Raw genomic sequence first — 13,609 nt, 5'->3', positions numbered from 1 at the left:
AGGGGATGAACAGAATTGACAAACTTTGAGCAACTAAGCGCATTGAATAATCATCTTCAAATGGTTCATATAACAGATAATGTTTTTAAAAGATATGGTACTATTATTACATCATACGATTTTAGAGAACTAGAAGCATACATGGAACGTACTACAATTGATGAGACAGGAAATGTGTACGTAGCATCTGTGCCTGAAATGGAGCAGACGAAGATCAAAGAACAAATTCAACTGAACTTTTATGGAGATATGCCAATCCAGATTGGCTACTGCAATGGCTCTAATTGTACATTAAATGGACTTGAATACCATAAAGGTAGCGAAATAAATGTTGCTATGACGGATTTAGTTTTACTAGTAGGTTTAGTTCAAGAAATAGACAACAATCAATTTGAATCAAAAAATGTAAAGGCTTTCTTTGTTCCGAAAGGGACTGCAATTGAATTATACGGAACAACTCTTCACTTTGCTCCATGTAAAGTGTCAGACGATGGATTTAAAGTGGTTGTCATTTTACCTAAGGGTACAAATGAACCTCTCGAACACAAAGTTGAAACAATCACTGAGGAAGATAAGCTTTTATTTATGAAAAATAAATGGTTACTTGCGCATCCAAATCGAGAAGCGTTGATTAATAAAGGAGCTTATCCTGGGATTATCGGTGAGAACATCGAAGTTTATTATTAGAAGGAAGTTGGAAATGAAACGAAATAAAAGGGGAGTATGAATATAAATGGGGATGACAGGGATTTGGTTTACGCTTTTATCATGCGTATTCTTTATGGGGTTAGTTGGATGGGTCTCTTATTTAAAAACAAAAGGTGAAGTCAATGATTCTACAGGTTACTTCTTAGCTGGACGTGGCTTAACCGGGACGTTTATTGCGGGTTCATTGTTATTAACAAACTTATCGGCAGAACAATTGATTGGGTTAAATGGACAAGCATACCGTGCAAATCTTTCTAATATGGCTTGGGAAGTAACAGCTGCGTTTGCAATTGTCATTATGGCTCTTTACTTACTACCTAAATACTTAGGTGGTGCATTTACAACGTTACCGGGCTTTTTAAGTAGTCGTTACGATGAAGGAGTACGTCGTTATACTGTTGTTTTATTTATGTTAGGGTACATTTTTGTTACGATTCCGTCCGTTTTATATTCTGGAGCGTTAGCGATTTTAAAGTTGTTTAATGTCCCTGAAATGTTAAATATTTCGTATGAAGAATCAGTATGGCTTGTTGTATGGGTAGTCGGTATTATTGGTGCTCTTTATGCAATATTCGGCGGTTTGAAAGCGGTTGCTGTTTCGGATACGTTAAACGGTATCGGTTTACTGATCATTGGTATTTTAGTTCCAGTCCTTGGTTTCATTGCGTTAGGAGATGGAAGCTTTACAGATGGAGTAAAACAAGTTGTAACAGCAAACCCAGAAAAACTAAACGCAATTGGGTCCAGCACAGACTCCGTACCATTTGGAACCATATTTACCGGGATGATTTTTGCTAACTTGTTTTATTGGGGGACAAACCAGTATGTGATTCAGCGTACGCTAGGAGCAGCTAGTCTAGCTGAAGGTCAAAAAGGTGTGTTATTCTCTGGTTTTTACAAATTATCGATTCCATTATTCATGATGGTTCCGGGTTTAATTGCCTATCAAATGTATGGACAAGGGATGGAGCCAGTTGACCTTGCGTATCCAGCTCTTGTAGCAGATGTATTACCAACGTATATGTCTGGTTTCTTCTTAGCGGTGCTTTTAGGTGCTGTTTTAAGTTCATTTAACTCACTGTTAAATTCAGCGGCTACAATGTTTGCTTTAGATATTTATAAACCATTAAAACCAAATGCATCGGATGAACAACTCATTCGTATTAGTAAAGTTTTTGGTACAGTTATTGCCTTAGTTACATTTTTCGTTTCGCCAATGTTAATGAATGCACCAGATGGATTATGGGACTTAATTCGTCGCTTTACAGGATTCTTTAACATTCCAATTATCGCGATTGTACTAGTCGGCCTATTCTCAAAACGAATTCCGCCACTTGCTGCAAAAGTCGCAATCATCTTCCATGTTATTACATATTACATGTTAGTGTGGGGATTAAATCAACTATTTGGTGTTCAAGTAACACTTAACTTTATTCACATTTATGCAATTCTGTTCTTTATTGAAGTAGGAATCATGATGGCTATCGGTAAATGGAAGCCTTTACAAACTCCTTATACATTTAAGCCAGATGCGAAAGTAAGTCTTGTACCATGGAAGTATTCACTGCTTGTGACAGTTGTGTTACTTACACTTGTTGTGATGACGTACATCGTATTTTCACCAATCGGCTTAGCGTATGAAAAAGAGTTAGTGTCACCTTATTTCTGGGTTTCAATGATCGGTGTAACCATCGTATCTACGATTCTTAGTATCTTATCCGTAAAAACTTGGAATCAAAAATATGCAGGAGCATTACAAAAGCAATACAACAGCCAAGTAAATGAAAACAAAAATATTAGCGCTTAATTTCTTATAGAGAGAATAAAAAGAATGATGAAAAAGGAGACGACATGAAAACTGTACAAAACAAAGTCACGATGTCTTTAAACACACTAGTTGATGGATTTGAATTATTTTGGAATGATCATCTAATCATTAAACATTCGACAACCACTCCATTTATTTATGTTGGTTATGGAGAAGAAGAGATTGACATGTATCGAGGAAATTTCGATATAAAAGATTACGTAGTTGAGAGAGTCGCACTTCGTCAAGCACAAGTGACTCAAAATGAAGACGAGACGTTAACTATTCATTTAAGTCAATTTAAGGATGCCTCACCAATCTTAACGTTACTAGTGAAAGTAGAAGATGGGGATGCGAAGATACAGTTCATTGAAGTCGAAGAAGGATTCAATCGTTTTTGGGTTCGTGTTGAAGCTGATAAGCAAGAAAAAGTATACGGATGTGGAGAGCAGCTTTCACACTTTAATATGAGAGGGAAGAATTTCCCTCTTTGGACATCAGAGCCTGGTGTAGGACGTAATAAAAATACGTACGTGACGTGGCAAGCAGATGTGTTAGATAAAGCGGGTGGAGATTATTATCATACTAATTTCCCACAACCAACGTTTATATCTAGTCATAAATATTATTGTCATGTTGATACAACGTCCTATGCTGACTTTAACTTTAAAAACGACACGTTTCATGAGCTTCATATCTGGGAAGTACCAAATGAAATCATCTTTGAAGGAGCTTCTACATTCGTTGAATTAGTTGAAAAGATTACAAACCGTTTTGGAAGACAACCAGAACTTCCTGAGTGGACCTACAATGGGATTTGGTTAGGAATACAAGGTGGAACGGACACTGTCGAACAAAAACTAGAGAAAGCACTGTCTAAAGGTGTGAAGGTAGGCGGTGTATGGTGTCAAGACTGGCAAGGAGAACGTATCACTTCTTTTGGCAAACGATTAATGTGGAACTGGAAGTGGAATCCTCAATTATATCCAAATCTAGATGAAAAAATCAAAGAATGGAAAAACAATGGCATTCGTTTCTTAGGCTATATTAATCCATACGTAGCGGTTGAGGGCGATCTATTTGCACACGCAGAACAACAAGGTTATTTAGCACTAAATCAAAGTGGAAAAACATATCTTGTTGACTTTGGAGAGTTTTATTGTGGAGTAGTCGATTTCACTAATCCAGAAGCCTTTGAATGGTATAAAAGCGTCATTAAAGATCACTTAATCGGTTTTGGGCTAGATGGTTGGATGGCTGACTTTGGTGAATATTTGCCAACGGATGTTGTTCTTCATAATGGTGAGTCACCAATGCAAATGCACAATGCATGGCCGGCCATTTGGGCACAAGTCAACTATGAAGCTGTTCAAGAGTCTGGAAAATTAGGAGAAGCTGTCTACTTTATGAGAGCTGGTTATACCGGTGTTCAAAAATATTGCACACTCATTTGGGCAGGAGATCAAAGTGTTGATTGGTCCTTAGACGATGGGTTAGCTTCTGTTATTCCAGCCGCACTTTCTTCCGGTATGGTTGGGTGCGGACTTCATCATAGTGATATTGGCGGATACACAAGTTTACACGGAAACAAGCGATCAAAAGAATTGTTGATGAGATGGGCAGAAATGGGTGCGTTTACACCCGTTATGAGAACACATGAAGGAAACCGCCCATATGACTGTGCACAATTTGATGATGATGATGAAGTGTTAGAACATCTTGCAAGAATGACGAATGTATATGTCACACTTGCACCATATATTAAATCTCTTGTACAGTTAAATGCTAAAAAAGGTGTACCAGTACAACGTCCGTTATTTATGCATTATGAAGAAGATGAGAAGGCATATGACATTCAATATCAGTATCTATTTGGTGAAGATCTGTTAGTAGCCCCAGTGTATAACGAAGGTCAACAAACGTGGGAAGTGTATCTTCCAGAAGATGAATGGGTTCATCTTTGGAGTGGAGAAGAATGCAGAGGTGGAACAGTTGTAATAGATGCGCCTCTTGGGTACCCACCCATTTTTTATAGAAAGAACTCTGAGTGGGCGTCACTGTTTGCTATATTAACTGAGATATAAAAACTGCAAGAACAAGAAACTCTCTGCCCTTCAATCTATTCATACAATGGATCGAGGGCAGGGAGTTTTGTTCATTTTGTGCGCTCTTTCGTAAAAGGTTACTATGTTTCATTGGAATTTATCGAGAGGTAATGATGTAAGGTTAATGAAAGCAAACATTAACTTCTTTCTACTTCTTACTAAATAGAAAGAAAATAAAAAGAAGAAAATGAAATTTTCACTATTAAAACATAATGATGTATTATATAATGGTTATAACGAATTTGATAAATGAATTGATACAAAGGGGAAAATACATTGAATACAAATGTTTTATATTTACCGATAGGGAGAAAAACGTTCGACTTAGTAGCAGCAGAAGAATACCGTCAAAAAAGTGTACAATGGTTAAACGAAAACTACGATCATGTGGTTATGCCGACTGACATTTTAACGTCAGTCGAAGAATTGGAAGCGTTTTTAAATACTACTGCTCATGAATCAATTGATGTTATTTTGTATCAAAGTGTGACATTTGCTGATGGAGAGTTTATGGTTAAAGCACTTGAGCATCGCGCTGAGCCTGTAATTGTTTGGTCAGTTCGAGAGCCGAGTGTTGGAGGAAGATTACGCTTAAACTCATTAACAGGTGGTAATAGTACAAGTAACGTATTAAAAAATCATCAACATCCATTTGCGTTTATATTTGGTAACCCAGATGAAACAGCCCTCCAAGAAAGAATGCGTCGAGAAATGAGTGTGATGCGTGTAATCAAAGGATTACGACAGTTGAAAATTGGGGTAGTAGGAGAACATCCACCGGGCTTCTTCTTCTCAGATGCAAATGAGGATGAGTTAGCAACAAAGCTAGGGGTAAAACTACATTCTATCGATTTACATAAAGCATTTAAACAGTGTGTAGAGTTGCCAGAAGAAGAATGGTTACCAGCTATCGAGCGAGCTGAACAACAAGTCATTGGTATTCGTAGAGACGATGAGACAGTTAAAAAATTCGCTCAATTTTCTACATACGTTAAAAAGCATGTGGAAGAAGAAGAAATTCGTGCGTTAGCTGTACGATGTTGGCCGGACTTCTTTAACGAATTAGGGGCAGCAGCTTGTTCAACTCTCTCTCAATTTACCGAAGACGGTGTAGTTTCTTCTTGTGAATCAGATATTCATGGTGCTGTTTCAATGTTTATTTTACGTGAGTTAAATAAAGGCAGTGCCCCGTATTTAGGTGATCTTGTACATGTAAATGAAGAGAATAATTCAGTAGTGTTTTGGCACTGTGGAGCAGCAGCATACTCACTAGCAAGCCCAACAACTGGAGCGACCGCTGGTTTGCATCCAAATCGTCAACTAGGTTTTACAATGGATTTTGGTCTAAAAGCAGGAGAAGTAACCATTTTCCGTCTTAGCCATACACCAAATGGATATCGCTTGTTAGTGATGAGCGGGAAAGCTTTAGATACAGAGAAACCATTTAACGGGACATCTGTTGAAGTAGAATTAACAACGGATGTGACTGATACACTGTATGAATTAATGAATGAAGGATATGAACCACATTTTGCACTTGTGTATGGAGATGTCACGAAAGAGCTGATTGAATTAGGGCGTGTTCTTAATATTGAAACAAACATTTATGTGTAAAAGAGTGGATTCAATTGGAAGGAGTCCATCTATATGATTAGCACAAATAAAAACTTAGCCCTTTATCTACAAGTAAAAGAAGTCTTAATAAAGAGAATACAAGATAAAGTTTGGCCGCCTAACACGTTAATTCCAACTGAACAAGAGTTAATAGAAGAATTTAACGTTAGTCGTACAACGATTAGACAAGCAATAACGATGCTTGTTCAAGACGGGTTACTTGAAAAGAAGCAAGGAAAAGGAACGATTGTAAAAGATCAACCACTCGTTGGAAGTTTGGGGAAATTAAAAGGGTTTGCTGAAGAAGTAACGGAAAAAGGATTAACACCTCGTTCTAAGTTAATGAGAGCGGAATTTTCGAGGGACTTCTATTCAGAAAAAGAAGTACTAGGTTTAGCTGATGACGAAGAAGTGCTTGTTATTGAGCGCATTCGCTTTGCTGATCAAATACCTATTGCCATTGAGCGTTCGTGTTGGCCAGCTTACATTGGAAAGATTTTAGTCAAACACGACTTAAATATGGCAAAATTTTACGAAATTCTAGAAGAAAACGATGTGTTACTTAAAAATGCAAAAGAAAAGATTTCAGCCATGAATGCAACGATACACGAAGCGGACTTGTTAGGGATTCGTGGAGGAGAAGCGTTGTTAGAAATGACGAGATTGAGCTTTGGATTTGATGATAAACCAATTGAATTCACGAAAACAAAATTTCGAAGCGATAAGTATCACTATGACATTGAATTAACGAGATAATACAAGGGGAGTGGAAGAAATGACAACAACAACAGACGTAAAAACATATGGGTTATATGTAGATGGTGAGTGGAAAGAAACAGCTGAAAAAATGGATGTTCTTAATAAATACAATGGAGAAGTGTTTGCGAAAGTTGCGATGGCTAAAAGTGAACAAGTCGATGAAGCGGTAAAAGGTGCAAAGCTAGCGATGAAACAACCTTTAACCCCTTATCAACGATATGAAATCTTAACAAAAGCTTCTAAGCTACTAGTAGAGCGCCGTGAAGAGTTTGCGCAAGTACTAGCTTTAGAAGTAGGAAAGCCAATTCGTGAATCGCGTGGTGAAGTAGAGCGTGCGGCTCAAACATTAGAGGTATCGGCAGAAGAAGCAAAGCGTATTCATGGAGAAGGTGTCCCTGTTGAAGCTGCGCCAGGATCTGAAAATCGTATGGCTTTTACTGTGCGTGTACCATTAGGAGTCATTGCTGCTATTACACCGTTTAATGTGCCGTTGAATCTAGTATGCCATAAAGTTGGCCCAGCATTGGCTGCTGGAAACAGCGTAGTATTAAAGCCAGCGGAAGTAACATCTGTTTGTGCATTAATGCTTGCAGAAGTACTAACTGAAGCTGGATTACCAGCTGGTTACTTACAAGTAGTAACAGGCGACGGAGAGGAAATTGGAGAAGCTTTATTAGCGAATGAGGACGTGCGCATGTTTACATTTACAGGAAGCCCTCGTGTAGGAGAAATTATTCGCTCAAAAGCAGGTCTTCGTAAAGTGGCGTTGGAGCTTGGGAATAACTCAGCAACAATCGTTCACCACGATGCGAATATTGAGCAAGCTGCGACGTTAGTTTCACAAAAGAGTTTTAATAATGCAGGGCAAGTATGTATTTCTGTTCAGCGTGTATATGTGCACGAAGATGTGTATGAGACGTTCGTAAACAAACTTCATGAAAAAACGACAAAGCTTGTTGTCGGAAACCCATTAGATGAAAGCACTGATATTGGGCCGATGATTCGTTTAACAGAAGCAGAACGTGTAGAACAATGGGTAAACGAAGCGGTGGAGCAAGGAGCTCATGTCGTAACAGGTGGCAAGCGTAATGGTGCATTTTATGAGCCGACAATTTTAACAAATGTACATGATGATATGAAAGTGTGTCGCCAAGAAGTATTTGGGCCTGTCGTATCGGTTGCTACATACAAAGAGGTTGATGAAGTCATTGCAAAAGTAAACGATTCTGATTACGGTTTGCAGGCTGGTTTGTTTACGAATGATCTAAATTTTGCAATGAAGGCAGCACGTGAGGTAGAAGTAGGTGGTCTAATCGTCAACGATGCTTCTGCTTACCGAGTGGACCACATGCCATACGGCGGCGTAAAGCGAAGCGGTACAGGTAAAGAAGGTCCTGCTTATGCCATTGAAGAGATGACAGAAGAGCGAATTATTGTATTTAACCTATAAGCTTTTCATTTTTATGAAAGAGACGATCCATAAACAGTGGTTTTATCTTATGGTTCGTCTTTTTTGTTGATAAAAAACGTACTAAAGGTGACGATTATGGAATTCTTATCCGTTCTTATACCTATCTTTGGAATATTTGTCTTAGGGTACATTGGTCAAAGAAAAATTGGATTTGACACGAAAACCATTTCTACGATGGCGTTATACCTTATGTCCCCAGTGCTGGTATTTCAAACGTTTTATACGACAACGTTTAACTCAACTTATGTGTATATGAGTCTTTACTTGCTGGTTTTGTGCTTCTTATTAATTGGCCTTGTTTATATTGTAGCTTATTTAAAAGGGTATTCAACAGTGGAGACTTGCGGCATGATTTTAGCTTCTGCTTTTATGAATAACGGGAATTATGGGACACCTGTTGTTTTATTGTTGTTTGGTGTTGCTGGCTTAGAGTATGCCGTTATTTTAATGGTGATTCAGCAATTAATTATGTGTACCATTGGGGTTTATTACGCAGCAAAAGGAAGTAGTGAAGCGGGAGGCGTTCGTACAGCGATTCGAGCCGTTCAGCGGATGCCACTTGTATATGGAGCAATAGCAGGAGGAATCTTTCAGGTCCTAGATATTCCACTTTCTAAGCCCATTTTCCAAGCTGTTGATTTGGTAGCAAGTGCAGCAATTCCTACTATTATGATTACACTTGGAATGCAGTTAGCCAATATATCAATCAAAAAGTTACCAACATCTAAAGTCTCATTTGTGCTCGTTACAAAGTTAGCCATTTCTCCAATCATTGCGTACGGTCTGGTTTTCTTTTTACCAGTTGATGAGATGGTAAAACAAATTATGATTATCATGGCAGCTATGCCAACAGCCGCGAATACAACCATGTATGCTCTTCAGTTCAACACAGAGCCCGATCTTGTTTCTGGAGCAACACTGCTTAGTACGGTACTTAGCTTGGCGACACTCCCGGTGGTCTTTGACGTGGTATTGTAAAAAATCCCTTGTCTCTATTATCATTTTGAGACAAGGGATTTTACGTGAAAAGCTTGTTTTATACTGCTTTTACTTGTAATCTAGTACATGTCTTCGATAGTGGATACAATTCGTTTTGCCATTAAGTGATATCCGCGCTCATTAGGATGAAGAAAGTCAGAGAAGTAGTTCTGCTTCTCCTTATTTTCAAACAAGTCCTCGGTTTTTACATAGTGAACGCCTTTGCGACTTTTTATGCTTTGTTGAATCATTTCGTTCCAATCATGAATGAACGTAGATAAATGCTTTTGATCTTGTTCAATATATGGATCATACAATCCGATAAAATAAATAGGAGCAGATGAGTTTTGATGTCTCACGCTCGATATAATGGTAGATAGATTTTGCTTATATCGTTCTTTGCCTTGTTCGATTTCACTAGAAGTCGGGTTGGTCATTTTGTCACTACTTTGAATAAAATCATTTGTGCCAATGTTAATAAATAAAATGTCAGCTTTTGAGATAGAATTCTGCACATGTTCTTCTTTTAATCGATGTAGTAATTGCTCACTTGTTGCATGCGGAACACCATAATTCTTTAAAACGGCATTGCACTCACATTTCTCTTCGTAAAAACGCTTTGTGTCTCCAACGTAACCGTGATCGCCTTCGTTTCCTACTCCAAATGATAAAGAGTCACCCACTGCGACCATTCGTACTTCTTCTTTTGCTGGCTCCACTTCATCTATCGCGTATTTTCCCAATAAACCAAGAGCTGTTGCTTGATAAGGGTGATTCCAAAAGTAAACACCGATTCCGAGAAGAAAGGCGATGATAACGACATATGAAAATCTCTTCATGTTTAATCCCCTCCTCTATGTCATTTTGTCCATTACCCTGTTTTACCATGATGTAACCTTACGTACTTCTTTATTTCCAAATTTTAAAGGTCATTGAAATCTGTTTTCTTTCTAAAAATAAGAAAAAATAGGAGACAAAATCATGAAGAGTATTCGTTACATAATGGTTTGGATAATGCTTTTTTTCGTTATGGGAAATGAACAAGTACATGCTGAAAAAGAAGTCATGTATAGTCCAATCAGTTTTGATTTACAAATGTTGCTGTGGGATGAGGCTAAAGAAGTCATTCCAAATAAAAAAATCTTTACTGTTATAGATATGGAAACAGGCTTGTCCTTTAACGTTCAGCGAAGAGCTGGAAGCCAGCATGCAGATGTACAGCCGTTAACAAAAAAAGATACAAAAATTATGAAGAAAATTTATAACGGTGAGTGGAGTTGGAAGCGAAGAGCAGCAATCTTAATTGTAGGGGATCAAATGATTGCGGGCTCAATGCATGGCATGCCACATGGAGCAGGAGCACTTGAAAATGACTTCCCTGGTCACTTTTGTATTCATTTTCCTGGTAGTACTACGCATAAATCACGTAATACAGATCGTGCTCATCAATTAATGGTATTAAAAGCAGCGGGAAAGCTTGATGAATACGCAGAATTAGCAACTCCTATCCAATTAATACAGCTGCTGAATGTTGCAATCAACCAGCAGGATATGGGGATGATGAATTTAGCGGTCTCAAAATCGAAACACAACGCAAAGTTAGTTAAGGCATTGAAGCATATTGACTCCTTTATTTTAGATAAAAGTCAATTAGAGCAATTTGAAAACATAGACGCAATGGTGCTTGTAGAGATGCCTATTAAAGTGAAAATGACTGTGAAAGGCAAAGAAACAAAAACGAAAACAATTCACTTTGTTGTTAGAAGAAATGGGTTAAATAGTCGCTGGGTGATTGACAGTGAATCGTTTTATAAGCAAGTAAAATAACCCCAAGCAGTCGCTTGGGGTTATTTTAGGCAGGATGCGTTCGAATAAGGTTCTTTCGTCGGTACACACTTAATGCTAATCCAATGATAGTTGCGTTTACTAACATTGGGGAGTTTCCATAGCCTATAAACGGAAGGGTTATCCCGATAATTGGAAACAGTCCTAGTGTCATCAGGATATTAATGAAGAAAGAAATACTATAAAGGGTGATACCGCCAACAACTAACAACTTCCCAAATTTGTCATGCACTTGCAGCGCCATCATCACCATGCGAATGACAAATAAAAGTAAAAAGACAAAGAGAAACAATGCAAAAGTCCAGCCAAACGCATAGGTGAGTGTGACAAAAATAAAATCAGTATGTGCTGAAGGTAGTGCAATTCCTTCTGCAGGAATGGATTGTCCAAACCAACCCGCTTCAGATAAATATTCTTTCGCTGTGATATACATGTAACCGCTTGTATCAGCATATTTAGAATGGTTTAAAAAGCCGAGTAGTCGTTCGAGTTGATAAGGTTTAATGTATGATTGTGAAATTCCAAATGCGATAACCCCTATATAGCCTACTAAAGTTAAACCAGCAAGAATGGCGGTATAGATTTTACTTTTGCGACTGTAGGAGCTAAACAAAAACATAACCCCAATCATACCTATGTACACTCCAACCGTCGTTAAATCAGGTGCTTGTAAGATTAGAAGCACAGGACAGATAAATAATACGACTAACACATACAGAGGTATCCTCGCTTGTTCAAAAAAGCGTGCCCACGCAACTAAAAAGAAAGGCAAACAGATAAAGATTGTCAACGTCACAACCCCAAGGTTAATATAGCGACTTCCATTCATAAATACAGGAAATACAAACGGTAATAAAAGGACGATACAACCACATAAGTAAGGAATCCAACCGGATTTTGAAAGTTTTCGATAATCAATGAACATGAGTCCCATTGTCACAAGAACAGCTAAACTCGTTCCTATTACACGCATCCCAGTAGGTATAACTGTATCTTTAAATGGAATGAGAGAAGGTAAGAACCCTAACCCTAAAGCTCCCACAAATAACAACAGTAACATCCAGTCTATCTTGGGACGATGAAGTTTGTTCATTTTTATTCCAAGTTTTTCAGGGTCACCCATTTGCTCAATTGCTTTTTGTTCTGCTTGTTGTTCCGTTAATCCTTTTTCCAGCCACTGCTGGCGAGCTTCGTCGATATGATGCTGTAATTCAACAGAGACAAAATTTCTAGCTTCTTTTGAGCGGATGTAGGCGGTGACTTTCTCAAGAAATCGTTGTTTTTCACTCAATGTTAGTATCCTCCTTGTAGTAGTTCTTTTACCAAAAATGCTGAGCTTTTGCTTTCAGCTTTTTGAAGTACTTTTCGTCCTTTGTTATTCAGAACGTAATATTTTGTTTGCGAATCGTTCCACTCGGCTTTTACGTATTGTTTTTGCTCTAATCCATGAAGAAGGGTATATAAAAATCCTTGTTCATCTTCAAAGCGATGAATGCCGCGGCTGCGAAGGTGATTCATTAATTCAAACCCTGTCTTTTTGTGTGTAAGTAGTTGAAGAATAGCTAGTAATACTTCTTCATCTGATTGATTCGGTTTCTTAATCTCATTTAATACACGTTGGCGATGTTTATCTGTAAATTGTAATTCCTTAAATGAGTTTTTCTTCATGACCGCTTTTAAGTTTTTTAATTGTTTTTCCATCTACTCACTCCTCTAATTGATGTTTTAGGAGCTCTTTTGCTCGACGTAATCTCGTTTTAATGGTTCCTTGTTTGACACCTGTCATTTCTTCAATCTCTTTAATCGATCGTTCTTCAAAATAAAAAAGGTAAACGACTTCGCGGTATTTTAAAGGCAACGTTAAGACAGCTTCACTTAGTGTTGCATCTTCATCTTGTTGAATCATTTCGTCTTCAGGTGTATCAGTTGTAGCTTTTGATGAAAAGAAACTCATTTCAGTGAGCTGCATTTTTCTGTAGTGCCAACTGCGTAAGTAGTCTTTACAATGATTAATCGCAATTCGCCATAGCCATGTGCGCAATGACGCTTTTTGTTCATAGGTGTGAAGAGATCGATAGCATTTGACAAAGATCTCCTGGGTTAAATCCTCAGCAACAGCATGATTTTTTACATATGAATAGACGAGCTGTAAAATATCTTGACCATATAATGTCATGATTTCATTCAGTACAGTTTCTTCATCTGTTACTTGAAGCGCTTCAGCAACAAACTCTTTCAATGGTGAACCTCCTTTGTATGTCTATTTAATTGACGACGCATTCTATATATAGGTTTTCTTTTTTAAAAATTTATTTCATAAAA

12 protein-coding genes are annotated in these 13,609 nt (G+C 37.9%); 8 read left to right on the top strand and 4 right to left on the bottom strand.

Annotated elements, in window-relative coordinates:
* Window positions 1-15: 15 nt before the first annotated feature.
* The 7 genes from DIS06_RS13935 (at window position 16) to DIS06_RS13905 (ending at window position 9,442) form a co-directional block, all read left to right on the top strand.
* Entirely contained in the window at window positions 16-687 is a 672-nt protein-coding gene (locus tag DIS06_RS13935; protein WP_110113860.1) for a DUF4867 family protein, read from the top strand.
* Window positions 688-733: 46 nt separating this feature from the next.
* Window positions 734-2,515 carry a solute:sodium symporter family transporter gene (locus tag DIS06_RS13930; protein WP_110113859.1) on the top strand — a complete coding sequence of 594 codons (1,782 nt, stop codon included), beginning with the start codon at window positions 734-736 and terminating at the stop codon, window positions 2,513-2,515.
* A gap of 44 nt (window positions 2,516-2,559) precedes the next feature.
* Window positions 2,560-4,599: an alpha-glucosidase gene (locus tag DIS06_RS13925; RefSeq protein ID WP_204166802.1), complete on the top strand. Its 2,040-nt coding sequence runs from the start codon at window positions 2,560-2,562 to the stop codon at window positions 4,597-4,599.
* Between the two features lie 297 nt (window positions 4,600-4,896).
* Entirely contained in the window at window positions 4,897-6,234 is a 1,338-nt protein-coding gene (gene sftI / locus DIS06_RS13920; protein WP_110113858.1) for a sulfoquinovose isomerase, read from the top strand.
* Window positions 6,235-6,267: 33 nt separating this feature from the next.
* Window positions 6,268-6,990 (top strand): GntR family transcriptional regulator, encoded by a 723-nt coding sequence (locus DIS06_RS13915; RefSeq protein WP_110113857.1) that lies wholly within the window; start codon window positions 6,268-6,270, stop codon window positions 6,988-6,990.
* A gap of 19 nt (window positions 6,991-7,009) precedes the next feature.
* Window positions 7,010-8,443, top strand: a complete 1,434-nt coding sequence (locus tag DIS06_RS13910) for an aldehyde dehydrogenase family protein (protein ID WP_110113856.1) — start codon at window positions 7,010-7,012, stop codon at window positions 8,441-8,443.
* A 96-nt stretch (window positions 8,444-8,539) separates the two neighbouring features.
* Window positions 8,540-9,442: an AEC family transporter gene (locus DIS06_RS13905; protein WP_110113855.1), complete on the top strand. Its 903-nt coding sequence runs from the start codon at window positions 8,540-8,542 to the stop codon at window positions 9,440-9,442.
* An 80-nt stretch (window positions 9,443-9,522) separates the two neighbouring features.
* On the opposite strand, the gene DIS06_RS13900 is transcribed toward DIS06_RS13905, so the two are convergent.
* Window positions 9,523-10,281, bottom strand: a complete 759-nt coding sequence (locus DIS06_RS13900; RefSeq protein WP_110113854.1) for a DUF459 domain-containing protein — start codon at window positions 10,279-10,281, stop codon at window positions 9,523-9,525.
* 142 nt (window positions 10,282-10,423) lie between these two features.
* Between DIS06_RS13900 and DIS06_RS20410 the strand changes: the two genes are divergently transcribed.
* Window positions 10,424-11,269 (top strand): hypothetical protein, encoded by an 846-nt coding sequence (locus tag DIS06_RS20410; protein ID WP_204166801.1) that lies wholly within the window; start codon window positions 10,424-10,426, stop codon window positions 11,267-11,269.
* Window positions 11,270-11,294: 25 nt separating this feature from the next.
* Here the strand turns inward: DIS06_RS20410 and DIS06_RS13890 are convergent, their stop codons facing one another.
* The 3 genes from DIS06_RS13890 to DIS06_RS13880 are packed head-to-tail and all read right to left on the bottom strand — an operon-like array spanning window position 11,295 to window position 13,526.
* Window positions 11,295-12,578, bottom strand: a complete 1,284-nt coding sequence (locus DIS06_RS13890) for an FtsW/RodA/SpoVE family cell cycle protein (protein WP_110113853.1) — start codon at window positions 12,576-12,578, stop codon at window positions 11,295-11,297.
* Window positions 12,579-12,580: 2 nt separating this feature from the next.
* Entirely contained in the window at window positions 12,581-12,988 is a 408-nt protein-coding gene (locus DIS06_RS13885; RefSeq protein ID WP_110113852.1) for a PadR family transcriptional regulator, read from the bottom strand.
* Between the two features lie 4 nt (window positions 12,989-12,992).
* A complete protein-coding gene (locus tag DIS06_RS13880) occupies window positions 12,993-13,526 on the bottom strand; it encodes a sigma-70 family RNA polymerase sigma factor (RefSeq protein WP_110113851.1) in 534 nt (177 codons plus the stop codon).
* Window positions 13,527-13,609: the final 83 nt, after the last annotated feature.

It is taken from the genome of Bacillus sp. CGMCC 1.16541 (genome assembly GCF_003184905.1).
GTDB lineage: Bacteria > Bacillota > Bacilli > Bacillales > Bacillaceae_H > Priestia.
Note: the sequence above shows the minus strand (reverse complement) of the source record. Positions and strands in the feature narration are given on the sequence as shown.